The following is a 25774-nucleotide window of genomic DNA, read 5'->3' on the forward strand; positions in this document are numbered from 1 at the left end:
ACTTCTGTAACTTAAAAAATATTAATACTGGATCATGCTGCACACACAGATCCGCGCCTTCGATGCCGTCGCCCATCAAGGCAGCTTTTCGCGAGCAGCCGAGGCGCTGGGACTGACCCAGCCCGCCGTCACCATCCAGGTGAAGGCGCTCGAGGAGCGCTACGGCGTGAAACTGCTCGAACGGTCTCGCCGGTCGGTGCGCCTTACGGAAATGGGAGAACGCCTGTTCCGGATGTCGCGCCGATATTCGAGCCTGGAAGAACAGATGCGCGAGGTCCTGACCGAGTCGTCCGAGCTCGAAAGCGGCCAGCTCAGCCTGACCGCCGACGGACCGCATATCGCCATGGGCGTGTTCGCGCGATTCCTGGCGCGCCATCCCAACATCGGACTCTCTGTCGCCATGGGCAACACGCGCTTCGTGCGCGAGCAGTTGCTGGAGCGGCGGACCGATCTGGCCATCCTGCCCGGCGTGGAACGCCACCCGCAGATCCATGCGATGCCGTTGTGGCGGCATACCGCCGTGCTGATCGTGGCCAACGACCATCCTTGGGCAGGCCGCGAGAACGTACGGCTGGCCGAGCTCCACGACCAGCCCATGATCTCGCGCGAGGAAGGCTCGAACACCCGGCGCATCACCCACGCCGCGATGGCGAAAGCCGGCGTCCGGCCCCGCACCGTGCTGGAACTGGGCAGCCGCGAGGCCGTCTGCGAAGCGGTCGGCGCGGGCCTCGGCTTCAGCATCATCTGGGAATTGGAAGCGAGCGCCTCGACACGCTTTCGCACCCTTCACTTCCGCGACACGAAGATCACCAGCAGCGACTACGTCGCCTGCCTGAAGAGCGAGAGCATGCGCCGCAGCATCAAGGCCTTCTTCGCCGTGGCAGCCGGCCTGTCCAATCAGCGCGCAGCAACGCGGCGCGGCCTCCCCTGAGGCGATGCGTAGCGCGCGCCATCTGATGCTACACTCGCCGCGCTCATGTTGGAACTCCACTCCCTCTTTCTCGGCTTCGTCGTCGCCCTCGGCGTCGGGCTGCTGATCGGCATCGACCGCGAGCGCAAGAAGGGCGAAGGACCGGGCCGCGGCGCCGCAGGCCTGCGGACCTTTACCCTCGCCTCGCTGGCCGGCGCGACGGGTGCCGCGGCCGGAGGCGATGTCCTGCTGGCCGCCGTCGTGCTGGGCATGGTGGCTTTCGCCGGCCTCTCCTACTGGCGAGCGCGCGACAACGATCCCGGCCTCACGACCGAGACGGCCCTGGTGGCGACGACGCTGCTGGGCGGGCTCGCCATTCGCGAACCCGCCTTGGCCGCAGGCGTCGGCGTGGTCGTCGCCCTGCTGCTCAACGCCCGCGTCGCGCTGCACCGCTTCGTCCGCTCGATGCTGACAGACGGGGAGATCCACGACCTGCTGATCTTCGCCGGCGCCACCCTGGTCGTGCTGCCGCTGCTGCCCGACCATCCGATCGGTCCCTACGGCGCACTGAACCTGCGCACGATCTGGCTGGTGGTGATCCTGGTGATGGGGGTGGGTGCGCTGGGCTACATCGCCGTCCGGGTCGTGGGGCCCCGCTTCGGCCTTCCGCTGGCGGGCTTGGCCTCGGGATTCATCTCGGGTTCGGCCACGATCGGCGCCATGGGCGCACGATCGGCGCGCGATCCGCATCTGATGAAGCCCGCAGCCGCCGGCGCTACGATGTCCTCCGTCGCCACGGTGGTGCAGCTCGGCATCCTGATCGCGGTCACCGACCTCGCCGCCTTCCGGGCCATCATGATGCCGCTGCTGTTCGCGGGAGCAGCGGCGATCACCTATGGCGGGGCCTTCACCCTGTGGGCGCTGCAGACGGACAGCGGCAAGGTCGAAGAGACGCAAGGCAGCGCCTTCAGCCTGCGCACGGCGCTGCTCTTTGCCGGCCTTCTGGCCGGCGTGCTGCTGCTCGCCGCGGCCCTGCAGGACTGGTTCGGCGAAGCCGGAGTCATCTTCGCCGCGGGCGCTGCGGGCTTCGCCGACACGCACGCACCCGCCATTTCAGTCGCCTCGCTGGTCGCCGACGGACGGATGACGCCGGCGGCGGCCGTGATCCCGATCCTCGCCGCCTTCTCGACCAATACCGTGACCAAGACGCTGTTCGCCCTCACTGCCGGCGGTCGGCGCTTCGCGCTCTATGTCGTTCCGGGCCAGCTTCTGATGCTGGCGGCGGCATGGGCCGCGCTGCTCCTCGCTTGAACCGAATGACCTTAGGACTCTGCCACGTGAGATCGCTCGTCCTCCTCCCCGGCTTCATGTGCGACGCCGATCTGTGGAGCGATATGCTCCCAGACCTCGAATCGTTGGGCGCTCTCCATTTCGGCAACGTCTACGAGGACGATTCGCTCGAAGGCATGGCGAGAAGGGTGCTGACTGAAGCGCCGGAACGCTTCGTGCTGGTTGGCTTCTCGATGGGCGGGTTCGTCGCGCGCATCCTCACGCTGGTGGCGCCGGAGCGTGTATCCGGCGTGGCCTTCGTCGCCTCCTCGGCGCGCGGCTATTCCGACGAGGAGCGGACGCGGCGCATCTCGGGCTTTCGGCCCGGCGACCGGCCGCCGCGCGAAGCAGGAACGGTCACCACTGCGATGGGCCTGCATCCCGACCGCGAGACCGATCCGGTGCTGCTCGACCGTCTGCGCGGCATGCAGCGGCGGCTGGGCTCTGAAGTGCGCAAGCGCCAGGCCGCCCTGGTACGGCGCGACGGTTATGCCGACCTCGGACGCATCACCTGCCCGTCCCTGGTCGTGGCCTGCCGCCAGGACCGGCTGCGGACGCTGGCCGAAACCGAGCGCATGGCGCAGGCGCTCCCACGGTCCAGCTTCCGCATCATCGAGGAGTGCGGCCATATGGCCCCGCTCGAGAAGCCGCACGAGCTTTCGGCCCTGCTCAGGAAATGGATCGAGAGCTCCGGCCTGTAGCGCGGCGGCGGTTCCAGCGGGAGAGGCGAACCGCCAGGCCGAAGAACAGCGCCACAACGAAGAAGGTCGCGGCCGGCAGCCACAGATCGGTGAACGATATGATGCGGGCACGCCCCGGCTGGCTGCGATCGTAGACGACGTTGACGACATCGCCTGCCGCAAGCGCGGTTCCGCTGCCGCCCCGACCGTGGAACTCGACCTCGCGGCCCTCCGGCGTGGTAAAGCGCACGATGGGCACGAATGTGAACGTCTCTGCGTCGCGGCGGACCGCACCCCCGCCCGGTCCACGCACCTCTTCGGCGACCCTGGACCGGCTCTCCCGAATCTCTGTCACAGTACCACGGGCGCGGCCGCCTCCGGCGTAGAGGTCGACCGCGCTCCACAGGATGAAGACGCCAACGAACAGGGCCGACAGGGAAACCACCGTGAAGGCGCGCTCGCCGACCAGCGCAAGGTCGGCATTGTGGGAGAGCGCCCAGGCGACGGCACCGAATATCAGGCAGAAGCCTCCAAAGCCCGCGACGACGACCGGCACCAGCCAGAGCCGCTCGAACGTGTCGAGGCGGAAATCGTGCGGACTTTCGGGAAGGTAGAGAACGGTGACGGCGTCGCCCACGGAGAAGTCCGGCGCGCGGAACCAAGCTCCCTCACCTCCAGGCCCTCGCCATCGGGCAGCCGGAATCGCACCACCGGCGCGTACAGTCCGCCCTCGCGCACGACCGCGGCGATCACGCCGTCGGCGCGTTCGCCCAGGAGTACGTGTCGAAGACTGCTCAGCCCCATCAGCACGCCGCCCGCCGCGATCAGACCGCCGATCCCGAGGATCACGAGAGCGATGCGGCGCCAGCTCGCGTCGATGGCCATGCCCGTGGCGTCAGGCGTTGCGCCGGCGCAGACGATCGATCAACTCGGCCAACCGACTGCCCTGCGGCGTGGTGGGATCGAGCAAACGTTCACGTGGCGTGTCGCGCGCCAGCCGGCTGATCTCCGTCAGCGCCCGGATATGCTGGCGGCGGGTGAGACGATACTCCGAGGACCGGTGATGGAAAAAGAGACGCCTGAGCTGGCCGTCGCCCACCAGCGCGTTGAGTTCGCTGGCGGTCACGTAGAGCAGGAAACACACGAAGATCCAGACCTGCACCGCAATGAAGCGATGCCAGGTGAAGTCGACCAGCACCATCTCGACGATCTGGCCGAGGCTATGCGCCTTGAAGGCAACGTCCAGGACCTCCTCCAGGAAGCGCACGATCAGGACGACGACGGAATAGAAGACGGTCTTGTACAGGATCGGCTGAATCAGCGGCGCACCGCGGAACTTGTCGATGATGCGGACCTTGTCGACGACCAGCACCACCTTGCCCACGATCAGCGCCATCGTGCTGGCCAACAGGAAGCTGCTGAGGTTGAACCAGTAGTCACGCGCCAGCAGGTTCGTCATGAGGACGATCAGGTTGAAGGCAACGAAGAAATAGCAGGTCGGCGGAAGCAGATGGCGGAACAGCCCGACCCACCACACGAAGAAACGTCTCGGCAGCGAGGCAATCGTAGCGGTGTTCACACGCGGCCCCCGTCCACGACGAAATCCTGCGCCGTGACCATGCGACTGTCGTCAGACGCCAGCCACAGCACCATGCGCGCGATATCCGGCGGATAGAGCAGCTCCTTGAGGCACTGCGCGCTGAGTTGGGCAGCCTTGGCTTCCGGCGTCACCCAGAGATCGAGCTGGCGCTGGGTCATGATCCAGCCGGGGGTCACCGCATTGAGGCGAATCCCGTCGCCGCCGAGATCGCGCGCGAGGCCGCGTGTCATGCCGATCACCGCGGCCTTGGCCGCCTGGTAGACGGAGAGGTTGGGCGTCATCGTGTGGTGGCTCACCGAGCTGAAGTTCACGACCGAGCCGCCGCCCGCCTTCTTCATCCCCGGTGCCACCGTCTGGATGGCGAAATACGCATGGCGCAGATTGACCGCGATGCGCTCGTCCCAGAAGTCCGGCGTCACCTGGTCGAGCGTGTGGCGATCGTCGCGCGCGGCATTGTTCACCAGGACCGTGATGAGGCCGAGCTTGGCCGCCACGCCTTCGATGGCGCTCTGATAGGCCCTCACATCGCGGATGTCGCAGGGCACGAACAGGGGTGCGGCGTGACCCGCCGCGCGGATGCTCTCGACCAGTGCCGTCGACGAGGCTTCGTCGATGTCCACGAAGCCGACACGCGCGCCCTGCGCGGCGAAATGCTCGACGATCGAGGCGCCGATTCCGGAACCGCCGCCCGAGACGAAGACGGTGCGACCCGAGAGGCTGGGATAGGAAGCGAAGGGCGGCATGACACTCCTCTAGATCTGGACCAGCCGGAAAGAGATCTCGCCGCTGAGCGTGGCGCCGGCAGCGAGCCGCGTCTGCCCGATCGCGCCGTTGGCGTGGCTCACCGGCTCGACGCAGAAATGACGTTGGCCGTCGGGAACATAGATCACCAGATGACGAAATGCCTCCGTCGCCGTGAGGACAAGGCGAAGGCCGCGCTCCGGCCAGGTGACGGTGGCCTCGCCGTCCCAGCCGTCGAAGCAGTGATCGAGACCCATCCCGTCGACGCGGCGCGAGCGCGAGAACTCCCATTCGGGTGGCACCGGCACCCGTTGCAGCGGCAGGACCTCGGCGTCGGTGCGCCATACGCCTGCGAGACGGCAGGCAAGTTCAGTATCGGCATCGCGCACGAAGAACGGATGCAGGCCCAGGCCTGCCGGCACGTCGCAGTCCTCGAGGTTCTCGATCGAGAGCTCGACGGTCAGGCCCGTCTCATCGAGCATGAAGGACTGACGAGCCCGATAGCGGAACGGCCAGTCCACGCCCGCGGCCCCACGCTCGTGCAGATGGACGAGTTCCGCGCGGGTGCGCTCGTGGTGGAGCACCTGCCAGGCATGCCGCCATCCATCGCCATGCATGGGATGGCGAATGCCTGGCCAGTTGCGCGCCAGCTGGAACAGTTCGCCGTCGAAGCCGAAACGGCCGTTCGCGATGCGATTGGAATACGGCACCAACGGATAGCAGGCCGTGTCCATACCGGTTCCGGAAGCCAGGGCGGCGTCGGTGGCGGGCCGCAGCAGGTCGCCTTCATCCTGGCCGGGGCCTTCGACCGCAAAGCGTGCGATCGAGCCGCCGGCGTCCGGCGCCAGATCCACGGCCAGCCGACCCTCCCGCAGCGACAAAAGCGTCACGCATTCCTCCGTCGCTGTGTAAACTCCCCCGCTCTCAAATGACGAGGAAACGCATCGATGTCGAACATGCTGAAGAAGCGGCTGCAGGCCGGCAAGGCCTGCGTCAATGGATGGCTGGCGATCCCCGATGGCTTCGCCGCCGAGACCATGGCGCAATGCGGCTGGGACAGCGTCACCGTCGACATGCAGCACGGCGTGCAGGACTATCTCTCGATGGTCCGCTGCTTCCAGGCGATGGACAAGCATCCGATCACGCCGCTGGTGCGCGTGCCCTGGAACGAGCCCGGCATCGTCGGAAAGGTCCTGGACGGCGGCGCCTGGGGCGTGATCTGCCCGATGGTCAACACGGCCGCCGAAGCCAAGGCACTGGTTTCCTATTGCCTCTATCCGCCCAAGGGCAAGCGCTCCAATGGCCCGATCCGCGCCGGCGCCTATGGCGAGGCGACGCCCTACCAGGCGATGGCCAACGATGAAGTACTGGTCATCCCGATGATCGAGACGCAGGAAGCGATCGACAATATCGACGCCATCCTCGACGTGCCGGGCATCAGCGGCATCTATATCGGCCCGTCCGACCTTGGCCTGTCGCTTGGCCTGAAGCCGATGCTCGACCGCGAGGAGCCGCAGATCCTGTCGATCTACGACAAGCTGCTGGCCGCCACCAAGAAGCGAGGCCAGTTCGCCGGCCTGCACAACGGCACCGGCAGCTACGCCGCGAAGATGGTGCACAAGGGCTTCCAGCTCGTCACCATTGCCAACGACGCGGCCCTTATGGCCAAGGCGGCGCGCGAGGCGGTGGACCTGACGCGCAAGGAAGGCGGCCCGACGGCCGCCAAGTAAGGCGAGCAGAGGCGTGCGCTTCACCAACGCCACGCTGCCCGATGGCAGCCGGTACGATATCGAGGTCGAGGGAGGGCGGATCGCCGCCCTCCTCCCGGCTTCGGCGAAGGCTGCCGACGGCGACACCGTCGATCTGACAGGAACGATCGTCCTGCCGCCGTTGGTCGACGGCCATATCCATCTCGACAAGACCCTGCTCGGGCTGCCGTGGGTGCCCAATCAATCTGCAGGCAACAAGGTTTCGGATCGCATCGAGGCCGAGCGCCGGGTGCGCGCGGCGCGCACCGTGCCGGAATTCGACACCGGCTCGAACCTGGTGCGCCAGGTCGTGGCCAGCGGCACGCTGCACATGCGGACGCACGTCGACATCGACAACCAGCTCGGGCTCCGGAACCTCCACGAAATCCTGAAGATCCGCGAGCATTTCCGCGATCTCGTCACCATCGAGATCGTGGCCTTCCCGCAGAGTGGCATCCTGCGCTCTCGCGGCACGCAGGAACTGCTCGACGAGGCGATCACGCAGGGCGCGGATCTCGTGGGCGGCCTCGATCCGGTCGGGATCGACGGCGACCTCGATGCCCATCTCGATGCGGTGTTCGCCATCGCCCAGCGTCGCGGGGCCGGTGTCGACATCCACCTGCACGACGGCGGCGAAGCCGGGCTGGCGCAGATTCTCGAAATCGCCCAACGCACCGAGGCGACGAGCCTGCAGGGCAAGGTCGCGGTCAGTCATGCGTTTGCGCTGGGCTCGGTCTCCACCGACAGCGTCACCCGCGCCGCAGATGCGCTCGCCCGCTCGGGCGTCGCCATCATGAGCCATGGGCCGGGCGGCGCGACCATCCCACCGCTCAAGTTGCTGCGCGAGCACGGCGTCGAGGTGTTCGGCGGCTCCGACAATATCCGCGATGCCTGGTCGCCGTTCGGCAACGGCGACATGCTGGAGCGCGCCATGCTGATCGGCTACCGCGCCAACTTTCGCCACGACGAGGAACTGGCACTCGCCTTCGACATGGTGACCGCGGCCGGGGCACGCGTGCTGGGCCTTGCCGAGTACGGGCTGAAGGTCGGCGGTCCGGCTGACTTCGTGACGGTCGAGGCGACCACGGTCGCCGAAGCCGTCGCCAGCCGCAAGCGCCGCAGCCTGGTGGTCAAGTCCGGCCACATCGTCGCCCGGGACGGCGTGCTGGTCTAGCAAGGCGACCGCTGGTTCCTGGCGCCCCGTGGTGGTAAACGCCCGGTCGTTTTCGCGCAGGACAGACAATGGCGTCGCGTCAGGCCGTGCTCGGCATGGAGCAGGCTTCCTTCTTCTACGGCTCGGGCCGCGTCTTCGAGAACGTGTCGTTCCTGCTGGACGATGCGCGCACGGCGCTGGTCGGCGAGAACGGCGCCGGCAAGTCGACCCTGCTCAAGTGCCTGACGGGCGCGCTCGAACTCAATGCCGGCCAGGTGACCCGCTCGCGCGGCCTGCGCATCGGTCAGGTGCCGCAGGACGTACCCGACGGCCTCGCCGCGCAGTCTGTTCGTGAGGTGCTTGGCCAGTCGCTGGCCAAAGTCGGCCAGGACGGCGAGGACTGGCGCACCGACGTGCTGGTCGACGAGATCGGCGTCGATCCAGAAATTCTCGACAAAGCGTTCGGCACGCTGTCGGGCGGCTGGCAGCGGCTTATGCTGATCGCGGCGGCGGCGCGGCTCGAGGAGCCCGACATCCTCATCCTCGACGAGCCGACCAACCATCTCGACCTTGCCAACATCAACACCCTCGAGCGCTGGCTGACGGACGAGTTCTCGGTGCCGATGCTGATCGTCAGTCACGACCGCGAGTTCCTCGACCGGGTGACCGAGCGCACGCTGTTCCTGCGCGCCGATGGCGTCCATGCCTTCAAGACGCGCTTCTCGGTGGCGCGCGAGGAGCTGTTGCGCCGCGACGCCACGGCGGCGGCGCGGGCGCGGCAGGAGGATCGCGAGATCAAGCGGCTGGAACAGGCCGCGGCACGCTACAAGGTCTGGGCGGTCAAGAACCCCGACCTCAACAAGCGCAAGAACGCCGTCGAGAGCCGCATCGCGCGCATCGAGAAGGAGCGTACCCAAACCTATGTCGCGCGCGAACGCCGGCTGGAACTGGCCGAGGGCGACATCGACGCCAAGGTGGCGCTGCGCCTGTCGAACCTCGACATCACGGTGCCGGGATCGGGGCGAAAGCTGATCGCCATCGACCGGCTGGCCATCGCCGCGGGCGAGCGCGTCGCCCTGCTCGGCACCAACGGCACCGGCAAGTCGACCTTGCTCGCCGCGCTGTCCGCCGCTTACGAACCCGGTCGAGAGCACTATGATGGACAGGCCGCGGTACGCTTCAATCCGGCCTGTCGCCTGGTCTATTTCGACCAGGCGATGAGCGCGCTGCCGGTCGCGACGAAAATCCTCGACTACGTGGTCGAAGCCGAGGGCGTGACCGAGAAGGAGGCGATCCGCCACCTTGCGGGCGCAGGCTTCGCCTTCGTGCGCCTGAAGGAGCCGATCGGCGTGCTGAGCCACGGCGAGCGTGCGCGGCTGGTGTTCCTGAAGATGAAACTGCTGCGGCCCAACTTCTACGTGCTCGACGAGCCGACCAACCACCTCGACATCGAGGGCCAGGAGGATTTGGAGGCGCAGCTCGAGAAGAGCGACGTCTCCTGCATTTTCGTAAGCCACGACCGCTTCTTCACGCGCACCGTGGCGACCCGCTTCCTCGAAATCCGCAAGGGCCGCCTGGTCGAAACCGACGACGCCGACGCCTTCTTCGATTCGCAGGCTTGATCGTCGGTCAGGCCGCGCCGCCCGCCATCTGCGCGAGGCCGAGAGCGACGGAGAGGAGGTCGGAGCCGCCGGCGAGGCGGGCGTTGGGCGCGGCTCGCGCGACGGCTGTACGCACGGCCGGCACGCGGCTCGATCCACCGGTGAGGAAGATCGTCTCGATCGCATCGGGCTTCAGGCCGGCGGCGGCGATGCAGGCGCCGGCCGCCTCGTGCAGCCGGTCCGTCGCCCCGCCGATGGCCCGGTCGAACGCGCGGCGCGTCGCGACAGCCGACAGACCCGCTTCGAGGAATGCGAGGGGAATGGCGACGCGATCCTCTGTGCTGAGCGCAATCTTGGCCTCTTCGACGGTGAAGGCCAGGCGATGCCCCAGCCCCTGCTGAAGCAGCTTGAGGAGCCGCGACACCTTCTCCGGTTCGCAGGCCAGCGAGACCAGCTCGGCGACCTCGCGTTCGTTCCTGTAGGTGTAGGCGAAATTGATCGTCGACCAGGTGGCGAGCTGGTGAAAGAGCGCGTTCGGCATCGGCAGGTTCTTCTTCACGAGCTGCGTGCCGAGACCCAGCAGCGGCATCACCGAAGCGAGGCTGAGCGCCGTATCTAGATCCGTGCCACCGATCCGCACGCCGGTGCTGGCCATCACGTCGCGGCTGCGATCCGCCCGCCCGCGTCGCTCGGGGCCGACGCGCACGATCGAGAAGTCGCTCGTGCCGCCGCCGATGTCGGCGATCAGCACCAGCTCCTCGCGCGCTACGGTCTGCTCGTAGTGATGCGCGGCGGCGATGGGTTCGTAGGCGAAGGCGATCTCGCGGAAGCCGGCCTGCCGCGCCACACGTTCCAGCACGGCTTGCGCGCGCGCATCGGCCTGGTCGTCGTCGTCGACAAAACGCACCGGACGACCCAGCACCACGGAGGCGATCTCCTGGCCGGCGAATTCTTCCGCCTTGGATTTCAGGTTCCGGACGAAGATCTCGACGACATGGGTGAGCGGCACCTTGCGGCCGCCAAGGCTCGTCTCCTCGTCGATCAGGGGCGAGCCCAGGATCGACTTCAGCGCCCGCATCAGCCGGCCCTCGGTCTGCTCGACATAGGCCGCGATGGCGGCATTGCCGAGCACGACCCGGCCCTTGGTTTCGTAATCGAAGAACACCGCGCTGGGCATCAGCGTGCTGTCCGCCTCGATGGGCGCCAGCTCGGCCACGCCGTTGCGCATCACGCCGATCGCCGAGTTCGACGTTCCGAAATCCAGTCCGCACGCGAGCATGTTGATCCCCAGGAGGCGCGAAGGGGATGTCATCTATTACGATGCGCCACGCGGTGCCAGACCGTTTCTTTTCGCCTAGCCCCTGCGCGATGGACTGCTAGGCGACGATCTCGCCGCGGAAGGCCCAGCGGGTCATGCGCTTCTCGACCATGGCGCAGACCGCGTACATGGCGACGCCCATGATGGCGATGGCGAACAGGCCGGCGAAGGTCGTGGGCGCGTCATTGCGGGCGCTGGCCGAGAGCATCAGGAAGCCGATGCCGTTGTTGCCGCCCACCGTCTCGGAAATCACCGAGCCGATGAAGGCGAGCGTGATCGCCACCTTGAGGCTGGCGAACAGGTAGGGCATGGCGCGCGGGATGCCGACCTTGGTCAGGATTTCGAGCCGCGTGGCACCGAGGCTGCGCAGCACGTCGCGCATCTCCGGTTCGATGGTGGCAAGCCCGGTCGCGACATTCACCACGATCGGGAAGAAACTGATCACGAAGGCGGTAATGACCGCCGGCAGCGAGCCGACGCCGACCCAGATCATCAGGATCGGCACGATCGCCACCTTGGGGATCGCGTTGAAGGCGATCAGCAGCGGATAGAGGCCGGAATAGATGAAGGGCGAGGCGCCGACCGCGAGGCCGAGCAGCAGGCCGAACGCAATCGCCAGCAGGAAGCCGATCGTCGTGGTCCACAGCGTGTCCCAGCAATAGGCCATCAGGACGTCGAAACGCTGGACGAAGACCGCGAAGATCTTGGTCGGCTTGGGCAGGATGATCTCCGGCACCTGGAAGACGATGCAGCAGACTTCCCAGATGATCAGCAGGCCCGCCAGGACCAGCCAGGGCATGGCATGCCTCAGCGCCTCGCGCCGCAGGTCGCTCATGGCGCGTGCTCCTGGTGAATGCGGTCGCGCAGCTCGTGGACGATGTCGACGAAGTGCGGCTCGAAGGTCGTCTCCAGGGTCCGCGGCCGCGGGAGGTCGATCTTCTTGGCCAGCACGATGCGGCCGGGCCGGCGGCTCATCACGTAGACCGTGTCGGCGAGATAGACCGCCTCGCGCAGGTCGTGCGTCACCAGCACGCCGGTGAAACGCTTCTCCAGCCACAGCGCCTGCATGACGCCCCACAGCTCCTCGCGCGTGAAGGCGTCGAGCGCGCCGAACGGCTCGTCGAGCATCAGGAGCTCGGGCTCGTGGATCAGCGCACGGCACAGGTTCGAGCGCTGCTGCATGCCGCCCGAGAGCTGCCAGGGATACTTGTCGGCGAAATCCGTGAGACCGACCGTCTTCAGGAGCTTCATCGCCCGCTCGACATACTCCGCGCGGTGGCTGCGGAAGCGGCGCTTGTGCGGCTCGACCACCTCCATGGGCAGGAGGATGTTGTTCATGGTCGTGCGCCACGGCATCAGGGTCGGATTCTGGAACGCCATGCCGACGCCCTTGATCGGTCCCGTCACCTTCGCGCCGTTCACCCGCACCTCGCCGCCCGACGGCGGCAGCAGGCCCGTGACCAGTTTCATGATGGTGGACTTGCCGCAGCCCGACGGACCGACCACGGCAATGAACTCGCCCTTCTCGATGCCGAAGGTCGCATCGGCCAGGGCCAGGGTGGTGTCCTTGCCCAGCCGGTAGGTGAGGCTGACGCCCTTGAGATCGACGAAGGCCATTTAAATCCTCCCCTCCCCCGTCTTACGGGGGAGGGAAAGGGAGGTCGAGAGCAACAACATGATTGTCTTGAGTGTGAAACCCATGGTGCTGCCTTCCCCCTCCGCCCTTCGGGCACCTCCCCCGTGTGACGAGGGAGGAGTTTGCTTCTACTTGGCGACCATCCGGTCGGCCTTGGGCGGCAGGTAGGCGTTGCTGAACACCTTGTCGGGCGCCGGCGCGTTCGGCAGACCGAAGGCCTCGGACACGTCCTTCACGGCGCGGGCGAAGCGGGCCGGGTCGACGTCGCCCATCCCGTTGGCCTTCACGTAGGGCGTCAGGATGTTGGTCTCCAGCGAGATCTGCAGACGCTCCATTTCAAGCTTCTCGTCGATCAGCGGATCGCGCTTCTTGGCGGCGGCAATGCCGAGTTGCGGGTTGGCGATCACGTCCTTCCAGCCTTTCACCGTGGCCGCGAGGAAGCCCTTCACGGCCTTTTCGTTCTTGATCATGTCGGCCGAGATGACGATGCCGTTGCCGTAGACGTCCATGCCGAAGTCGACGAAGCGCATGGCCACGATGTCCTCGAAGGCCACGCCCCGCGCCTTGAGGTCGAGCATCGACGAGAAATAGTGGCCGGAGATGAAGTCGACAGTGCCCTGGACCAGGCTCTGCTCGCGCAGCTGGGGCGTCAGGTTGACGTGCTCCCACTTGGTGATGCCGTTCTTCTTGGCGAAGGCCGGGAACAGGCGGAAGCTGGCGTCGAACACCGGGGCGCCGAGCTTCTTGCCCTCGAGGTCCTTCGGCGTCTTGATGCCGCTCTTCTTCAGGGCATAGACGCCGAACGGCGCGAAGTCGTAGACCATGAACACGCAGAGCACTTCCTTGCCCGGGTTCTTGGCGTTGTACTCGATGGTCGAATTCACGTCGGCGAAGCCGATCTGGTAGGCACCCGTGGCCACGCGCTGCACCGCGCCGGCCGAGCCCTGGCCGGGGTCCATCGTGACGTCGAGGCCCTCGGCCTTGTAATAGCCCTTCTCCAGCGCCACCAGGAACGGCGAGGTCGGGCCCTGGAAGACCCAGTCCAGGGTGAACTTGATCGCGGTTTGGGCATTGGCCGGGAGGCTCCCGAGCGCCAGCGCGACCGCGGCCGCACTGCCCAGCATCTTGGCGAATTTGCTCATGTTCTTGATCCCCCTGAGTTCCCTGCTCGGCGACTCTTAGGCGGACATTTCACGCCCGCCAAGGGGATATCAGGCAGATTCTATGCCAGCCTGCTGCGTCGCCACCAGCCGGGCGAAGGCACCGCCCTGGGCGAGCAACGCCTGATAGCCGCCCTGCTCGACGACTCGCCCGTGTTCGAACACGACGACCTGATCGGCATCGCGGATGGTCGAGAGGCGATGGGCGATGACGAAGGTCGTGCGGCCCTGCATCAGGATCTTCAGCGCCTTCTGGATGCGGGCCTCGGTGACCGAGTCGAGCGCGCTGGTCGCCTCGTCGAGGATCAGGATCGGCGGATTCTTGAGGAGCGCGCGGGCGATCGCCAGGCGCTGGCGTTCACCGCCCGACAAGGTGGTGCCGCGTTCGCCCACCAGCGTCTCGTAGCCCTGCGGCTGGCGCATGATGAAGTCGTGCGCCTCGGCGAGCTTGGCGGCCTCCTCCAGCTCGGCCTGGGTGGCGTCGGGCTTGCCGATGCGCAGATTGTCGGCGATCGAGCGGTAGAACAAGGTGCTGTCCTGGAACACCACGCCGATGTTCCGGCGCAGCGATTCCAGCTTGATGTCGCGATGGTCGACGCCGTCGATGCGGATCACGCCCGACTGGGCGTCCCACATGCGGTGCAGCAGCGACAGTGCGGTGCTCTTGCCAGCGCCTGTCGGGCCGACGAACGCCACTGTCGCGCCGGCCGGCACCTTGAGCGAAAAATGCACAAGCGCCGGGCGCTTGCCGTCATAGGAGAAGTTGATGTCGTCGAACTCGACATCGCCCCGCGCACGCCCGATGTCGATACCGTTCGGCTTGTCCGGCACGCTCGACTGCGAATCCAGCACGCGAAAGAAATCGCCCAACGACGGCATCTGGAAGAAGATGCGGCTGACGAAGCCCGAAGCCTGGTCCATGCGGCCAATCAGCATGGTGGCGAAGCCCATGAAGCTCACGATCTCGCCGACCGTTGCCTCGCCGCGCGTATAGAGCCAGGTGCCGAGCACGAAGATCGCGATCACGGTGACCGTCGAGGCAGCACGCGTCATCACCGACAGCAGCGCCCACCAGTTGAGCACCGGGAACTGCGCCTGCAGCGTCTGGCCGATGATGCGGTGCATCTCGCTGGTCTCGGCGCCCAGCCGTACGAAGCTCTGGATGAGGCTGATGTTGCCCAGGGCGTCGCCCGCCCGGCCCGCCAGCTCGCTGTGCAGGTCCTCGACCTCCTTCTGCAGCCGGTCGGTGCGACTCACCACCCAGACATTGGTCACGGCGAAGAACAGGATCAGGACCAGCAGCAGCAGGCCCAGCCGCCAGTTCATGAAAAGGCTGAGCGGCAGCATGACGAACAGCGCCACCAGGGTCGCCAGGTTCTCGCGGAAGAAGGACAGCCAGATGCCGAACAGGTTATCGACGCCGGTCAGCATGATCTTGATCAGCCGGCCGGAATGCTGCGCGTTGTGGAACGAGAACGGCAGCATCAGCAGATGCTGGAAATAGGTCGCCATCGCGCCCAGGCGGCGGCGATGGGCCATCCGGTCGGCCTGCAGCGAGACCACCATGTTGGCCACGATGCCGCCGATGCCCACCAGCGCCCAGAGTCCCAGGATCTCGCGCGCATCGCGCCACAGGAGGTCGACCGGCCGGTCGCGCGCGTTGCTCAGCAGGTCGATCACCTTGCCGAACAACACCGGTTCATAGAATTGCAGGCCGGCCACCGCGATGTTCGCAATGGCCAGCGTGATGGCCAGGCCCTTCTCGGCCCGGAGCAGGCCGATCACACGGCCATAGACGCGGAAGAATTCCATGTGCCTCGTCCGCGTCCGTTCGTTCTAGGCCGCCTTCGGGTCGAGAAAGCGCTCGACGGTACGCACGAAGAAGCTCACGCCGAACGGGATGGCCATGTCGTTGAAGTCATAGCGCGAGTTATGCAGGCTGACCGTCCCGGGACCACCGCCGTTGCCCAACCACACCATGGCGCCCGGCACCTTCTCCAGCATGTAGGAGAAGTCCTCGGCGCCCATGCTGGGCCGGGTATTGTCCTCGACCGCGTGTTCACCACAGACCCCGGCCGCAACATCGGCGGCAAAACGGGCCTGCTCGACATCGTTCACCGTCGGCGGATAGCCCGGCTTGTGCTCGACCTCGATCTTGACCCCGTGCATCCGGGCGGCCCCCTCGCAGATCTCGTCGATGCGCCGCTTCACCAGCTCGCGGTTCGCGGGCGTCGTGGTCCGCGTCGTGCCGCCGATATGCGCGTCGCCCGGAATGACGTTGTAGGCGGAGCCCGCATGGAAGAAGCCGACGGTCACGACGCCGGCATCGATCGGATCGATGTTGCGCGAGACGATGGTCTGGAGCGCCATGACGATATTGGCGCCGACGACCATGGGATCGAGCGTCGAATGCGGATGGGCGGCATGGCCGCCCCTGCCGGTGATGCGGATGTCCCAGCGATCGGCGGCCGCCAGCAGCGGGCCGCCCTTGGTGACGATGTGGCCGACCGGGACGCCGGGCTTGTTGTGGATCGCGAAAACGGCGTCGCAGGGGAACTTCTCGAACAACCCGTCCTCGATCATCACCTTGGCGCCGCCACCGCCCTCTTCGGCCGGCTGGAAGATGAAGTGGACGGCGCCCTCGAAATTGCGCGTCTCGCTGAGCATCTTTGCGGCGCCCAGCAGCATGGCGGTATGACCGTCATGGCCGCAGGCGTGCATGCGGCCGGGACTGGTCGACCGGTGCGCGAAATCGTTGGCTTCGTCCATCGGCAGGCAGTCCATGTCGGCGCGCAGCCCGATGGACTTCAGCGAATTGCCCTTGCGCAGGGTGCCGACCAGGCCAGTCTTGCCCAGGCCGCGCGTCACTTCCAGGCCCCATTCCTCCAGCTTGGCCGCGACCACGTCGGACGTGCGGTTTTCCTCGAAGGCGAGTTCGGGATGGGCGTGGATGTCACGGCGGATTGCCGAGATCTCGCCCTGGATTTCGAGTGCGCGCGGCAGGACAGGCATGGGGTACTCCGGTTGGAACCGCGGCCATCTTAGACCAGAGTAGAAGCATGTTGTCTCTCGACGAGATCGAATCGGCTGCCGTCATCGTGCAGGACGCCATGCCGCCCACCGCACAGTATGCCTGGCCCCTCCTCGCGTTGCGCACCGGCTGCGAAACCTGGGTCAAGCACGAGAACCACACCCCGACCGGCGCCTTCAAGGTGCGCGGCGGGCTGGTTTTCATGGACCGGCTGAAGCGCCGGTCGCCCCGCACCCGTGGCGTCATCAGCGCGACCCGCGGCAATCACGGCCAGAGCATCGCGCTGGCGGCGGCGCGCAACGGGATCACCGCCACGATCGTCGTGCCCCAGGGCAATTCCGTCGAGAAGAATGCCGCCATGCGCGCCTTCGGGGCCCAACTCATCGAGGCCGGTCACGATTTCGATGCCGCCAAGGACGCGGCCCTGAAGCTGGCGGGCGAGCGTGACCTCGTCATGGTGCCGTCCTTCCATCGCGACCTCGTGGCGGGCGTCGCCACCTACGCGCTCGAGCTGTTCCGCGCCGCGCCGCCGCTCGACACGGTCTATGTGCCGATCGGGCTGGGCTCCGGCATCTGCGGCACGATCGCCGCCCGCGACGCGCTCGGACTCAAAACGAAGGTGGTCGGGGTCGTTTCGACCGAGGCGCCGGCCTATGCCCTGTCGTTCGCGGCCGGCAACGTCGTGGCGACCAACAGCGCCGACACGATGGCCGACGGCATGGCCGTACGCGGCCCCGACGCGGAGGCGCTCGAGGTCATCCTGAAGGGCGCGGATCGCATCGTGCAGGTGAGCGATGCCGAGATCGGGGCCGCCATGCGAGCCTACTACGAGGACACGCACCAGCTCACGGAGGGCGCCGGCGCCGCCGCGCTCGCGGCGCTCCTGCAGGAGCGCGACCGGGTCGCGGGGCAGAGGGTCGGCCTGATCCTGAGCGGCGGCAACATCGACCGGCCGGTCTATCTGCGTGTGTTGGGCGGAGCCTGAGGCGCCCAGGCGAGGTCGCTCTTCACCGCCTGCATGATGAAGGAGGAGCGCGTGCCGCGGACTCCGGGCATGCGCAGCAGCGCCTTCATAGCGAATTCGCTGAAGCTCGCGAGGTCCGGCGCCAGGATATGGAGCAGGAAATCCATGTCGCCGGTCACGGCATAACAGGCCACCACCTCGGGGCGGGCGCGGATCGCCGCTTCGAAGGCCTCGACGGTCTTCTCCGAGTGATCGTCGAGCGTCACCTGCACCATCGCCTGGAGAGCGAGCCCGAGGGCCGGCGGCGAGACCAGAGCGGCATAGCGCGCGATCACCCCCTCTTCTTCCAACCGCTTCACGCGCCGCTGGCAGGGTGTCGGCGACAGGCCCACGCGCTCGGCGAGGTCGACCATCGGCAGCCGGCCCTCGGACTGCAGGGTGGCCACGATGCGCCTGTCGATGTCATCCAGCTCAATCATGGGGATATTCTCTCGGGAATGCAGAATTTCGAGATGATATCTCTAAAGACAGACCACTCGAAGCCCAACTTCGCCGGGATTCACCAGACGTCCGGCCCCATATTGGGCGTATGAACATCGCCCCCCTCGAGAACCTGCGTGGCGACTATGCCGGCATGGCGCCGGACTGGACGGTGCCGCAGCATCCCGACCTGCATTCCGAAGAGGATCAGGCCGTGTGGCGGCTGTTGGTCGAGCGCCAGCGCGCCCTGGCCGAACGATATGCCTGCGCGGAGTTCCTGGAGGGGCTCGAGGCGATCGGGCTGGGCGACACCATCCCCGATTTCGCGGCGGTGAATTCGCGGCTGGAGGCGCTCACGGGCTGGCGCATCGTCGGCGTGCCCGGACTGATCCCCGATGCGGCCTTCTACGACCATCTCGCCCATCGCCGCTTCCCGGTGACGGTCTGGATCCGCAAGCGCGAGGAGATCGACTATCTGGTCGAGCCCGACCTGTTCCACGACTTCTTCGGCCATGTGCCGCTGCTCACCAACGCGGTGTTCGCCGACTACATGCAGGACTATGGCCGACGGGGCGTCGAGGCGGGCCCTAACGTGCATGTGCTGGCGCGCCTCTACTGGTTCACCGTCGAGTTCGGCCTGATCCGCACGCCTCAGGGATTGAAAGCCTATGGCGCCGGCATTCTGTCCTCGGCCGCCGAAGTGAAGCACGCGATCGAGGGCGAAGGCGTCCAGCGGGTTCCCTTCGATGCGACCGTGGCGATGAACCGTCCCTACGAGATCGACAAGCTGCAGAACACGTACTTCGTGCTCGACGATTTCCGCCAGCTCATGGACAGGCCCGCGGTTGCGAAGCATTGAAACCCGCCATGAAGAGCCGTTGTCTCGACCGAAGCGCCGAAGGCGCGTAGCGGAGAGACCTTCGCTCTACGAATAGCCGGCTTTTGGTTAAGGGAAGGACTCTCCGCTGCGCCTCGCTGCGCGAGGCTTCGGTCGAGACGACGTGATTTTTTAACTCAGTACAACCAGCCCATCGACGGCGACGACACCCTCGCCTTCGCGCTTCACCAGCAGCGGATTGATCTCCGCCTCGGCCACCTGGGCGAACTGCCTGTGGGCCAGTGCGGAGAACGCGGCGATCGTCTTTGCAAGCGCGGCGACGTCGCCCTTCGGCAGGTTGCGATAGCCGCGGATGGTCGCCAGGCCCTTGACCTCGGCAATCATCTGCAGCGCTTCGTTTTCGTCGACCGGCGCGAGGCGTGTCGAGGCGTCTTTGTAGATCTCGGCCAACACACCGCCGAGGCCCACGGTGACGGTAGGCCCCACCAGCGGATCGCGGCGGTAGCCCAGGATCACCTCGACGAGCCCGCGCTCCATCTTCTGCACGAGGAACCCCTGCAGCCGCGCCGCCGGCGCATGGGCTTTCACCCGCTTCTCGATTTCGCGCGCGGCGACGGCGGCGGTCGGCGCATCGGGGATGCCGAGAGCCACGCCGCCCGCTTCGGTCTTGTGCAGGATGTCAGCCGACAGGATCTTCAGCACGACCGGTGTCCCGACCTCGCTGACAGCGGCGGCAACCCGCCGGGCATCCGGTACGGCCAGGGACTTCGCCATCGGCACGCCGAGCGCCGCGAACAAGTCGGCAGCACGGCGCTCGTCGAAGCCGGACGCACGACCGGCTTCCAGCGCGGCGAGCGCGTTGATCGATGGCTCGGCAAGACGCGGCACGGGTTGGGGCGGCATGCGCAGCAGGCAGAGTGCCATCGCCTCGGCACAGGATTCGGGATGGCGAAAGGCCGGCACGCCGGCCGCCGTCAGCAGTGCCAGCGACGTCTCGGCCGACGGCGTCAACGCCACGGCGAACGGCTTTGCCGATCCGGCAAAGCGCAGCAACGGCTCGACCGCGAGCTCGGGATTGAACTGGGCCGAGGAACCGACCACGAAGATCGCGGCATCGTTGCCGTCGTCGGCCAGCAGCCGCTCGATCGTGCCCGCCACGATCTCCGGCTTGGCCCCGGCCAGGGTGAGATCCACGAGCTTGCCGTCGCCGGCCGCGATGCCGAGCGGCTTCAACCACTCGACGAGGTTGCAGGGTGGCCCGACGATGTCGAGACCGGCCATCGCCATGCTGTCGACCACCATCGCCGCGCCGCCGCCCGTCGTGGTCGCCACCGCGACCCTTCGGCCCCCAGTTCTCGACTTTGCGTGGCCGACCAGCAGCGACGGCACGTCGATCAGCGATTCGAACATCGAGACGCGGCTGATGCCGTGACGGCGGCAGAAGGCATCGAAGGTCGCATCGGAACCGGCGATGGCTCCGGTGTGCGACTTCGCGAGCTCCTGGCCGATCTCGGAGCGCCCGAGCTTGTAGGCGATCACCGGCTTGCCCGCTTCGTAGGCCCGGCGCGCCGCGCGCGCCAGCCGCTCGCCATCGCGAAGCGTTTCCATGAACAGCAGGATGGCTTTGGTCTTCGGATCGTCGACCAGCAGGTCGGCGATTTCGCCGACCGCGAGGTCGACTTCGTTGCCGACCGAGATCAGGCGCGAGAAGCCGATGCCGCGCGCATCGGCCCGCGACAGCAATGCGCCGATCAGGCTGCCGCTCTGGCTGACGACGGCCCAGCTGCCGGTGCGCAGCCTGTCCACGGCGAAGGCGGCATTGGCCGTGAGCGCGACGGCGGGATCGGTGCTGACCGTGCCGATGCTGTTGGGACCGACCAGGCGAATGCCGGTCTCGCGCACGACCTTCGAGAGTTCGTCCTGCAGCGAGGCGCCGGCTGCGCCTGCATCCGCGAAGCCGCCGGCCAGGATCGACGCCACCCTGACGCCGCGCCGGCCGCACTCGGCCAGAGCGCGCACCGCAGCCGCGCCGTTGAGCAGGATGTAGGCGTGATCGATATCGCCCGGGATCGAGTCGAGGTCCTTGTAGGCGGCCTCACCCAGTATTTCGCTGCGCGACGGATTGACCGGCAGGATCTCGCCGGCGAAGCCATGCTTGCGCAGGAAGCGTTGCGGCCGAGATGTCGTTTTGGTGACATCCGACGAGGCGCCGATCAGCGCGACACGTCGCGGTTCGAAAAGGGCAGAGAACAGGACCTTGGGATCGCTCATGGCCCGAGTATACTCCGCACATGCTCAACCGCCGCTCCTTCGTCGCCGCGACGCTCGCCGTCGCCGCCACCCCCGCCGCCGCCCAGACTTCGGGCCAGGCGGCGCCATGGCCCAGCAAGCCCATCAAGCTCGTCGTGCCCTACGCGCCCGGCGGCACCACCGATGTCGTGGCCCGCATGGTGGCCGAGTATCTCGGCCAGAGGCTCGGCCAGAACATCATCGTCGACAACAAGCCCGGCAAGGGCGCGATGGTCGGCACGGCGATCGTGGCCAAGGCACCGCCCGACGGCTACACGCTGCTGATGTCGGTGATCTCCGGCCTGTCGATTTCGCCGACGCTCTATGGCGGCGGCGACTTCGATCCGATGGGCGACTTCATCCATGTCTCCATCGCCTCGACCAATCCCAGCGTCCTGGTCGCCAATCCGAATTTCCAAGCCAAGACCTTCAAGGAGTTCGTCGACTACGCCAAGGCCAATCCCGGCAAGGTCTCCTACGCGACCTCGGGTGCCGGCTCGAGCAACCATCTGCTGGGCGCGCGTCTTGCGCAGGTGATCAGCGCGGAGCTCGTCCACGTTCCCTATCGCGGCGCCGGACCGGCCATGATCGACACGATCGCGGGCAACGTGCCGGTGATGTTCGACTCGCTGCCCTCTGCCGCGCCTCATATCAAGGCCGGCAAGGTGAATGCGCTGGCGGTGAGCGGCGAGACGCGCAGCCCCGCCTTTCCCGACGTCCCGACGATGAAGGAACTGGGCTACCCGGACCTGATCTCCTATTCCTGGTTCGGCATCTCCGTACCGGCGAAGACACCGCAGCCGATCGTCGATCGCCTCGCGACCGAGATGCAGGCCGTGCTGAAGGAACCGGCCGTCATCAAGCGCTGGGAGGAGATCGGCGCCGAGGGCAGCACCATGACGCCGGCCGAGGTGACACGCTTCATCCAGGACGAGATCGACAAGTGGACGCCGGTCGTGAAAGCATCGGGGGCCAAGCCCGGATAGCAAACTGAAGGAAGAGACCGCATGACCATCCGCCGCGTGACCTCGCCCGACGTCGCCGAGCCGCCGCCCGAGCGCTGGTCGAACTGCCTCGTGGTCGACGGCGTCGCCTATGTCTCCGGCATGACCGCGCGCGGCGGCGATCCCGGGGCGCTGGGCCGGATGGACGAATACGCCCAGGCCAAGGTCATCTTCGGCAAGATCAAGTCGCTGATCGAGGCGGCCGGCGGCGCCATGTCCGACGTGGTGAAGATCACGGTCTTCCTCACCCGGATCGCCCACAACACCAAGGTCTGGGAAGCAAGGCGCGAATTCTTCACCGGCGACTTTCCCGCTTCCACCCTCGTGGAAGTGAGTGCCCTCGCCGCGCCCGAAATCCTCGTCGAGATCGAGGCCATTGCCTACATCGGCAAGGGCCGGCGCTAAGCCAGCTCGATATCGTAGCGGATGAAGCCGCGGTTCACGGCCATCTTGTCGTAGAGGAGCCGCGCTGTCGTGTTGCTGGCCTGCGTCTGCCAGTAGAGGCGCGGACAGCCTTGCGCCTTCGCCCAGTCGGCGACGGCCTGGATGAGCGCCCGTGCCACGCCCTTGCCGCGCACCTCGGCTGCGGTGAAAAGGTCCTGCAGGTAACAGACATCGTCGGACGACGTGTTGGCGTGGATCAGGAAGTGCGTGATGCCGACCAGGCGACCGTCGAACCGGGCGCCCAGCGCGTGCATGCGCGTGTCCTTGGCGAATTCGTTCCAGGCGCGGTCGTACATCGCCTGAGGCAGCGTGCGCTCATAGAAATCCATGTAGCCGCGGAACAGCACTTCCCACGCCGCGCGGTCGGACGGTTCGAGCTTGCCGATGGTCAGCATCAGGCGTGACTGAACATGGTCTTGCCGGGCACCGGCATCGTGGCCTTGAGGATGGTTCCGGCCTCGACCTTCTCGCTGCGACGCGACACCACGACAAAGAGATCGTGGCCGGAGAAGGCGACGTTGGTGCAGTAGATGTCGTCGCCGCACTCGACGTGATGCGTCGGCCGCCCGAGGGAATCGAAACGCCAGGCCGTGGTGCTGGGATGGGCGATCACCAGCCCGCCCTCCTCGTCCAGCGCCATGCCGTCGGGACCGGCATGGCCGCCGCTCATCTGGATGAACAGCCCGACCTTGCTGGCCGTACCGTCGCCCATCAGCGGAAGGCGCCACACCGCATTGCCGCGCGTGACGCCGACATAGAGGACGGTCTCGGCCTTGTTCATCACCAGCCCGTTGGGACTGGGCACGGTGTTCACCAGCATCGTGAGCCTGCCCGCCGTGTCGTAGCGATAGACGCGGCCCGTCGGGTCGTGCAGGCCGGTCTGGCCCTGATCGGTGAAAAAGAGATCGCCGTTGCCGGCAAAGAACAGGTCGTTCACGCCCTTGAAGCTCTCCGAGCCGCGCGTCTCGAGCAGTGGTGTCACCGTGCCGGTGTCGGGATCGAGCAGGACGATGCCGCGCTTGTAATCGGTGATGAAGATACGGCCGTCCTTGTGGATCTTCAGACCGTTCGGCCAGCCGTCATACTCCGTCACCAGCGTCCACTCGCCCGCCGGGGAGATCCGGAAGATGCGCCCGAACGGAATGTCGGTGACGTAGAGATTGCCCGCGCGGTCGAAGCTCGGCCCTTCGAGGAAGGAATCGAGCAACTGCCCCACCGCATTGGCATCGCCCCACGCGGTGCGCGAGGGCTTGCGGAACCTGTCCGGCAACCGCGTGAACTCGGTCGCGCGAACGGGCTTGGTCAATCCGTACATGATGTCTCTCTCCCGGAGGCATTGTCCCGTTGCTCTCCCCCTCCCGGCCTCCCCCGTAAGACGGGGGAGGAGGAGAAAGAAAGGCGCTAAGCCGCCTTCACTTCGCGCTCGGCCTTCAGTGCCCGCACCGTCTGGCGCAGCGCGTGGACCGTCTTCTCGATCTCCGCGCCGCCGTGCATGGCCGAGACGAAGCCGCCGGGCGAGCCCATGACGTCGACGCCATGGGTCATCAGGCCCATGCGGATCTTGCCGGTGAGCGGCCCCGCGGCGCGAGCGCCCTTGAGCTTCTCGATCGGCACTTTGTGCGGATCGAAGGTCGCGGGATCGATCGGATCGCCGAACGGATTGGGATAGATCAGGAAGGTCGAGCTCTGGCCGTAGATGCCCCACGGCACGCCTTCCTGGACCAGCACCTCGGTCAGTGCCGCGCGCAGTTCGGCCGCCGTCTTGTTGGCCTTCTCGGCGAGGTCCTCATCGCGTACCAGCGACAGCGCGGTGACGGCTGCGGCGGCCGACAGGGGATTGGCGTTGAAGGTGCCGGGATGGAGGATGCGCTCGATCTTGCGGGCCGCGGTCGCGACATGATCGATGCGGTCCATGATTTCGCGCTTGCCCGAGACCGCGCCGCCCGGCAGGCCGCCGGCCACGATCTTGGCCTGGATGCAGAGATCCGGCGTGATGCCGAACGCCTTCTGCGCGCCGCCCGAGGACCAGCGATAGCCGGTGATGACTTCGTCCATCAGCATGACGACGCCCTTCTTGGCCGTGGCGTCGCGCACCGCCTGGATGAAGCCCGGCGGCAGCGGCACCTGGCCCCACGACGCGCCCGACGGCTCGAACATGACGGCCGCGATATCGTCGCGCTCCTCGATCACCTTCACGACCGCGGCGACGTCGCTGCTCGGCATGACGATCGACAGCGAGCTCACCTCCTGCGGTACGCCGGGGGTCGTGCCGCCGTCATAGGTCGCACCCGCACCGGCGGTCACGTGGTCGTGCCAGCCGTGGAAGTGGCCAATGAAGCGGAGGATCTTGTCCTTGCCCGTGTGGGCGCGCGCGAGGCGGATCGCCATGTGCGAGGCCTCGGTACCCGACGCGGTGAAGCGCACGCGCTCGGCGCAGGGCGTCAGCTCGCACACCAGCTCGGCCCAGCGCACTTCGAGTTCATGGCTGGAGCCGTAATGCGTGCCGAGTTCGATCTGACGCTTCACCGCCTCGACGACGGCGGGATGCGAATGGCCGAGCAGCATGGCGCCGTGGCCGCCGAAATAATCGACATACTCGTTGCCGTCGACGTCCCACTTGCGCGGGCCCGCGGCGCGCGAGACGTGGATCGAATAGGGGTCGAGGTAGCGCGCATCGTGGGTGATGCCGCTCGGCAGCACCTTGTGGGCGCGCTCGAACAGAGCCGCCGATTTTCCGGTCTTCGCCTTGTAGTCGGCGACGACGGCAGAGTTCGTCTGCGATGAATCTTTCTCTTGCACGGTCATACTTGCCCTCAACCCAGCTAATGGCTGAGCATCGCTTGTCTCG

26 protein-coding genes are annotated in these 25774 nt (G+C 66.8%); 10 read left to right on the top strand and 16 right to left on the bottom strand.

Translation table 11 applies throughout. The features are described 5' to 3' along the window. Positions 1 to 34 precede the first annotated feature (34 nt). From ACO07I_RS10220 to ACO07I_RS10230, 3 genes are read left to right on the top strand one after another with little or no spacing between them, the layout of a single operon-like run. Complete coding sequence (locus ACO07I_RS10220; protein ID WP_422016908.1) at positions 35 to 931, top strand: LysR substrate-binding domain-containing protein; 897 nt, start codon at positions 35 to 37, stop codon at positions 929 to 931. Between the two features lie 45 nt (positions 932 to 976). Then, the gene (locus ACO07I_RS10225; RefSeq protein WP_422016910.1) at positions 977 to 2221 is read left to right on the top strand and encodes an MgtC/SapB family protein; all 1245 of its coding nucleotides are present in this window, start codon (positions 977 to 979) and stop codon (positions 2219 to 2221) included. Between the two features lie 26 nt (positions 2222 to 2247). Beyond that, complete coding sequence (locus ACO07I_RS10230; RefSeq protein ID WP_422016912.1) at positions 2248 to 2940, top strand: alpha/beta fold hydrolase; 693 nt, start codon at positions 2248 to 2250, stop codon at positions 2938 to 2940. On the opposite strand, the gene ACO07I_RS10235 is transcribed toward ACO07I_RS10230, so the two are convergent. The 5 genes from ACO07I_RS10235 to ACO07I_RS10255 are packed head-to-tail and all read right to left on the bottom strand — an operon-like array spanning position 2909 to position 6150. After that, complete coding sequence (locus tag ACO07I_RS10235; RefSeq protein ID WP_422018217.1) at positions 2909 to 3475, bottom strand: DUF3592 domain-containing protein; 567 nt, start codon at positions 3473 to 3475, stop codon at positions 2909 to 2911. The two genes, ACO07I_RS10230 and ACO07I_RS10235, sit on opposite strands and share 32 nt — an antisense overlap. After that, the gene (locus tag ACO07I_RS10240; RefSeq protein WP_422016914.1) at positions 3436 to 3804 is read right to left on the bottom strand and encodes a hypothetical protein; all 369 of its coding nucleotides are present in this window, start codon (positions 3802 to 3804) and stop codon (positions 3436 to 3438) included. The genes ACO07I_RS10235 and ACO07I_RS10240 overlap by 40 nt, the downstream gene beginning before the upstream one ends. 10 nt (positions 3805 to 3814) lie before the next feature. Next, positions 3815 to 4498, bottom strand: coding sequence for a hypothetical protein (locus ACO07I_RS10245; protein WP_422016916.1), 684 nt, complete (start codon positions 4496 to 4498; stop codon positions 3815 to 3817). Continuing rightward, entirely contained in the window at positions 4495 to 5262 is a 768-nt protein-coding gene (locus ACO07I_RS10250) for an SDR family NAD(P)-dependent oxidoreductase (RefSeq protein ID WP_422016918.1), read from the bottom strand. Before ACO07I_RS10250 ends, ACO07I_RS10245 begins: the two co-directional genes overlap by 4 nt. Positions 5263 to 5271: 9 nt before the next feature. Then, a complete protein-coding gene (locus ACO07I_RS10255; RefSeq protein ID WP_422016920.1) occupies positions 5272 to 6150 on the bottom strand; it encodes an aldose 1-epimerase in 879 nt (292 codons plus the stop codon). A 57-nt stretch (positions 6151 to 6207) separates the two neighbouring features. Here ACO07I_RS10255 and ACO07I_RS10260 point away from each other — a divergent pair, with 57 nt between their 5' ends. The 3 genes from ACO07I_RS10260 to ACO07I_RS10270 all read left to right on the top strand — a co-directional run bounded on the left by ACO07I_RS10260 (position 6208) and on the right by ACO07I_RS10270 (position 9783). Beyond that, positions 6208 to 6990, top strand: a complete 783-nt coding sequence (locus ACO07I_RS10260) for an HpcH/HpaI aldolase family protein (RefSeq protein ID WP_298317044.1) — start codon at positions 6208 to 6210, stop codon at positions 6988 to 6990. Positions 6991 to 7003: 13 nt separating this feature from the next. Then, positions 7004 to 8182 (top strand): amidohydrolase family protein, encoded by a 1179-nt coding sequence (locus ACO07I_RS10265; RefSeq protein ID WP_422016923.1) that lies wholly within the window; start codon positions 7004 to 7006, stop codon positions 8180 to 8182. Between the two features lie 68 nt (positions 8183 to 8250). Then, entirely contained in the window at positions 8251 to 9783 is a 1533-nt protein-coding gene (locus ACO07I_RS10270; RefSeq protein WP_422016925.1) for an ABC-F family ATP-binding cassette domain-containing protein, read from the top strand. Positions 9784 to 9790: 7 nt separating this feature from the next. Here the strand turns inward: ACO07I_RS10270 and ACO07I_RS10275 are convergent, their stop codons facing one another. From ACO07I_RS10275 to ACO07I_RS10300, 6 genes are all read right to left on the bottom strand, one after another. After that, complete coding sequence (locus ACO07I_RS10275; protein ID WP_422016927.1) at positions 9791 to 11041, bottom strand: Hsp70 family protein; 1251 nt, start codon at positions 11039 to 11041, stop codon at positions 9791 to 9793. Positions 11042 to 11138: 97 nt separating this feature from the next. Continuing rightward, the gene (locus ACO07I_RS10280) at positions 11139 to 11915 is read right to left on the bottom strand and encodes an ABC transporter permease (RefSeq protein ID WP_422016929.1); all 777 of its coding nucleotides are present in this window, start codon (positions 11913 to 11915) and stop codon (positions 11139 to 11141) included. After that, positions 11912 to 12697, bottom strand: coding sequence for an ABC transporter ATP-binding protein (locus ACO07I_RS10285; protein WP_422016931.1), 786 nt, complete (start codon positions 12695 to 12697; stop codon positions 11912 to 11914). Before ACO07I_RS10285 ends, ACO07I_RS10280 begins: the two co-directional genes overlap by 4 nt. 147 nt (positions 12698 to 12844) lie before the next feature. After that, the gene (locus tag ACO07I_RS10290; RefSeq protein WP_422016933.1) at positions 12845 to 13858 is read right to left on the bottom strand and encodes an ABC transporter substrate-binding protein; all 1014 of its coding nucleotides are present in this window, start codon (positions 13856 to 13858) and stop codon (positions 12845 to 12847) included. Between the two features lie 69 nt (positions 13859 to 13927). Next, positions 13928 to 15688 (bottom strand): glucan ABC transporter ATP-binding protein/ permease, encoded by a 1761-nt coding sequence (locus ACO07I_RS10295; protein WP_422016935.1) that lies wholly within the window; start codon positions 15686 to 15688, stop codon positions 13928 to 13930. Positions 15689 to 15712: 24 nt separating this feature from the next. Then, complete coding sequence (locus tag ACO07I_RS10300; RefSeq protein ID WP_422016937.1) at positions 15713 to 16888, bottom strand: M20 aminoacylase family protein; 1176 nt, start codon at positions 16886 to 16888, stop codon at positions 15713 to 15715. A 47-nt stretch (positions 16889 to 16935) separates the two neighbouring features. Between ACO07I_RS10300 and ACO07I_RS10305 the strand changes: the two genes are divergently transcribed. After that, on the top strand, positions 16936 to 17892 hold the full coding sequence (locus ACO07I_RS10305) for a threonine dehydratase (RefSeq protein ID WP_422016939.1): 957 nt from the start codon (positions 16936 to 16938) through the stop codon (positions 17890 to 17892). Here ACO07I_RS10305 and ACO07I_RS10310 read toward each other — a convergent pair. After that, positions 17865 to 18350, bottom strand: a complete 486-nt coding sequence (locus ACO07I_RS10310) for an Lrp/AsnC family transcriptional regulator (RefSeq protein WP_422016941.1) — start codon at positions 18348 to 18350, stop codon at positions 17865 to 17867. The genes ACO07I_RS10305 and ACO07I_RS10310 overlap by 28 nt on opposite strands. Before the next feature lie 110 nt (positions 18351 to 18460). Between ACO07I_RS10310 and phhA the strand changes: the two genes are divergently transcribed. Further along, a complete protein-coding gene (gene phhA, locus ACO07I_RS10315; RefSeq protein ID WP_422016943.1) occupies positions 18461 to 19210 on the top strand; it encodes a phenylalanine 4-monooxygenase in 750 nt (249 codons plus the stop codon). Between the two features lie 150 nt (positions 19211 to 19360). Here the strand turns inward: phhA and ACO07I_RS10320 are convergent, their stop codons facing one another. Continuing rightward, the gene (locus tag ACO07I_RS10320; RefSeq protein WP_422016945.1) at positions 19361 to 21460 is read right to left on the bottom strand and encodes an acetate--CoA ligase family protein; all 2100 of its coding nucleotides are present in this window, start codon (positions 21458 to 21460) and stop codon (positions 19361 to 19363) included. Positions 21461 to 21480: 20 nt separating this feature from the next. Between ACO07I_RS10320 and ACO07I_RS10325 the strand changes: the two genes are divergently transcribed. Both ACO07I_RS10325 and ACO07I_RS10330 read left to right on the top strand, forming a co-directional pair. After that, the gene (locus ACO07I_RS10325; RefSeq protein ID WP_422016947.1) at positions 21481 to 22464 is read left to right on the top strand and encodes a Bug family tripartite tricarboxylate transporter substrate binding protein; all 984 of its coding nucleotides are present in this window, start codon (positions 21481 to 21483) and stop codon (positions 22462 to 22464) included. A 21-nt stretch (positions 22465 to 22485) separates the two neighbouring features. Beyond that, positions 22486 to 22887, top strand: a complete 402-nt coding sequence (locus tag ACO07I_RS10330) for a RidA family protein (RefSeq protein ID WP_422016949.1) — start codon at positions 22486 to 22488, stop codon at positions 22885 to 22887. Here ACO07I_RS10330 and ACO07I_RS10335 read toward each other — a convergent pair. From ACO07I_RS10335 to ACO07I_RS10345, 3 genes are all read right to left on the bottom strand, one after another. Next, positions 22884 to 23321 (bottom strand): GNAT family N-acetyltransferase, encoded by a 438-nt coding sequence (locus tag ACO07I_RS10335; RefSeq protein WP_422016951.1) that lies wholly within the window; start codon positions 23319 to 23321, stop codon positions 22884 to 22886. The two genes, ACO07I_RS10330 and ACO07I_RS10335, sit on opposite strands and share 4 nt — an antisense overlap. After that, positions 23321 to 24241, bottom strand: a complete 921-nt coding sequence (locus ACO07I_RS10340; RefSeq protein ID WP_422016953.1) for an SMP-30/gluconolactonase/LRE family protein — start codon at positions 24239 to 24241, stop codon at positions 23321 to 23323. The genes ACO07I_RS10335 and ACO07I_RS10340 overlap by 1 nt, the downstream gene beginning before the upstream one ends. Before the next feature lie 86 nt (positions 24242 to 24327). Next, positions 24328 to 25731, bottom strand: a complete 1404-nt coding sequence (locus ACO07I_RS10345) for an aspartate aminotransferase family protein (protein WP_422016955.1) — start codon at positions 25729 to 25731, stop codon at positions 24328 to 24330. Between the last annotated feature and the right edge of the window lie 43 nt (positions 25732 to 25774).

It is taken from the genome of Reyranella sp. (genome assembly GCF_965227665.1).
Lineage (GTDB): Bacteria > Pseudomonadota > Alphaproteobacteria > Reyranellales > Reyranellaceae > Reyranella.

Bases quoted from the DNA above. Each gene is read 5' to 3' on its own strand.
- ACO07I_RS10295 (WP_422016935.1), bottom strand. From the start codon at position 15,688: ATGGAATTCTTCCGCGTCTATGGCCGTGTGATCGGCCTGCTCCGGGCC.
- ACO07I_RS10340 (WP_422016953.1), bottom strand. From the start codon at position 24,241: ATGTACGGATTGACCAAGCCCGTTCGCGCGACCGAGTTCACGCGGTTG.
- ACO07I_RS10335 (WP_422016951.1), bottom strand. From the start codon at position 23,321: ATGCTGACCATCGGCAAGCTCGAACCGTCCGACCGCGCGGCGTGGGAA.
- ACO07I_RS10220 (WP_422016908.1), top strand. From the start codon at position 35: ATGCTGCACACACAGATCCGCGCCTTCGATGCCGTCGCCCATCAAGGC.
- ACO07I_RS10310 (WP_422016941.1), bottom strand. From the start codon at position 18,350: ATGATTGAGCTGGATGACATCGACAGGCGCATCGTGGCCACCCTGCAG.
- ACO07I_RS10305 (WP_422016939.1), top strand. From the start codon at position 16,936: ATGTTGTCTCTCGACGAGATCGAATCGGCTGCCGTCATCGTGCAGGAC.
- ACO07I_RS10345 (WP_422016955.1), bottom strand. From the start codon at position 25,731: ATGACCGTGCAAGAGAAAGATTCATCGCAGACGAACTCTGCCGTCGTC.
- ACO07I_RS10270 (WP_422016925.1), top strand. From the start codon at position 8,251: ATGGCGTCGCGTCAGGCCGTGCTCGGCATGGAGCAGGCTTCCTTCTTC.
- ACO07I_RS10225 (WP_422016910.1), top strand. From the start codon at position 977: ATGTTGGAACTCCACTCCCTCTTTCTCGGCTTCGTCGTCGCCCTCGGC.
- ACO07I_RS10260 (WP_298317044.1), top strand. From the start codon at position 6,208: ATGTCGAACATGCTGAAGAAGCGGCTGCAGGCCGGCAAGGCCTGCGTC.
- ACO07I_RS10250 (WP_422016918.1), bottom strand. From the start codon at position 5,262: ATGCCGCCCTTCGCTTCCTATCCCAGCCTCTCGGGTCGCACCGTCTTC.
- ACO07I_RS10320 (WP_422016945.1), bottom strand. From the start codon at position 21,460: ATGAGCGATCCCAAGGTCCTGTTCTCTGCCCTTTTCGAACCGCGACGT.
- ACO07I_RS10290 (WP_422016933.1), bottom strand. From the start codon at position 13,858: ATGAGCAAATTCGCCAAGATGCTGGGCAGTGCGGCCGCGGTCGCGCTG.
- ACO07I_RS10325 (WP_422016947.1), top strand. From the start codon at position 21,481: ATGCTCAACCGCCGCTCCTTCGTCGCCGCGACGCTCGCCGTCGCCGCC.
- ACO07I_RS10280 (WP_422016929.1), bottom strand. From the start codon at position 11,915: ATGAGCGACCTGCGGCGCGAGGCGCTGAGGCATGCCATGCCCTGGCTG.
- ACO07I_RS10330 (WP_422016949.1), top strand. From the start codon at position 22,486: ATGACCATCCGCCGCGTGACCTCGCCCGACGTCGCCGAGCCGCCGCCC.
- ACO07I_RS10240 (WP_422016914.1), bottom strand. From the start codon at position 3,804: ATGGCCATCGACGCGAGCTGGCGCCGCATCGCTCTCGTGATCCTCGGG.
- ACO07I_RS10300 (WP_422016937.1), bottom strand. From the start codon at position 16,888: ATGCCTGTCCTGCCGCGCGCACTCGAAATCCAGGGCGAGATCTCGGCA.
- ACO07I_RS10275 (WP_422016927.1), bottom strand. From the start codon at position 11,041: ATGCTCGCGTGCGGACTGGATTTCGGAACGTCGAACTCGGCGATCGGC.
- ACO07I_RS10285 (WP_422016931.1), bottom strand. From the start codon at position 12,697: ATGGCCTTCGTCGATCTCAAGGGCGTCAGCCTCACCTACCGGCTGGGC.
- phhA (WP_422016943.1), top strand. From the start codon at position 18,461: ATGAACATCGCCCCCCTCGAGAACCTGCGTGGCGACTATGCCGGCATG.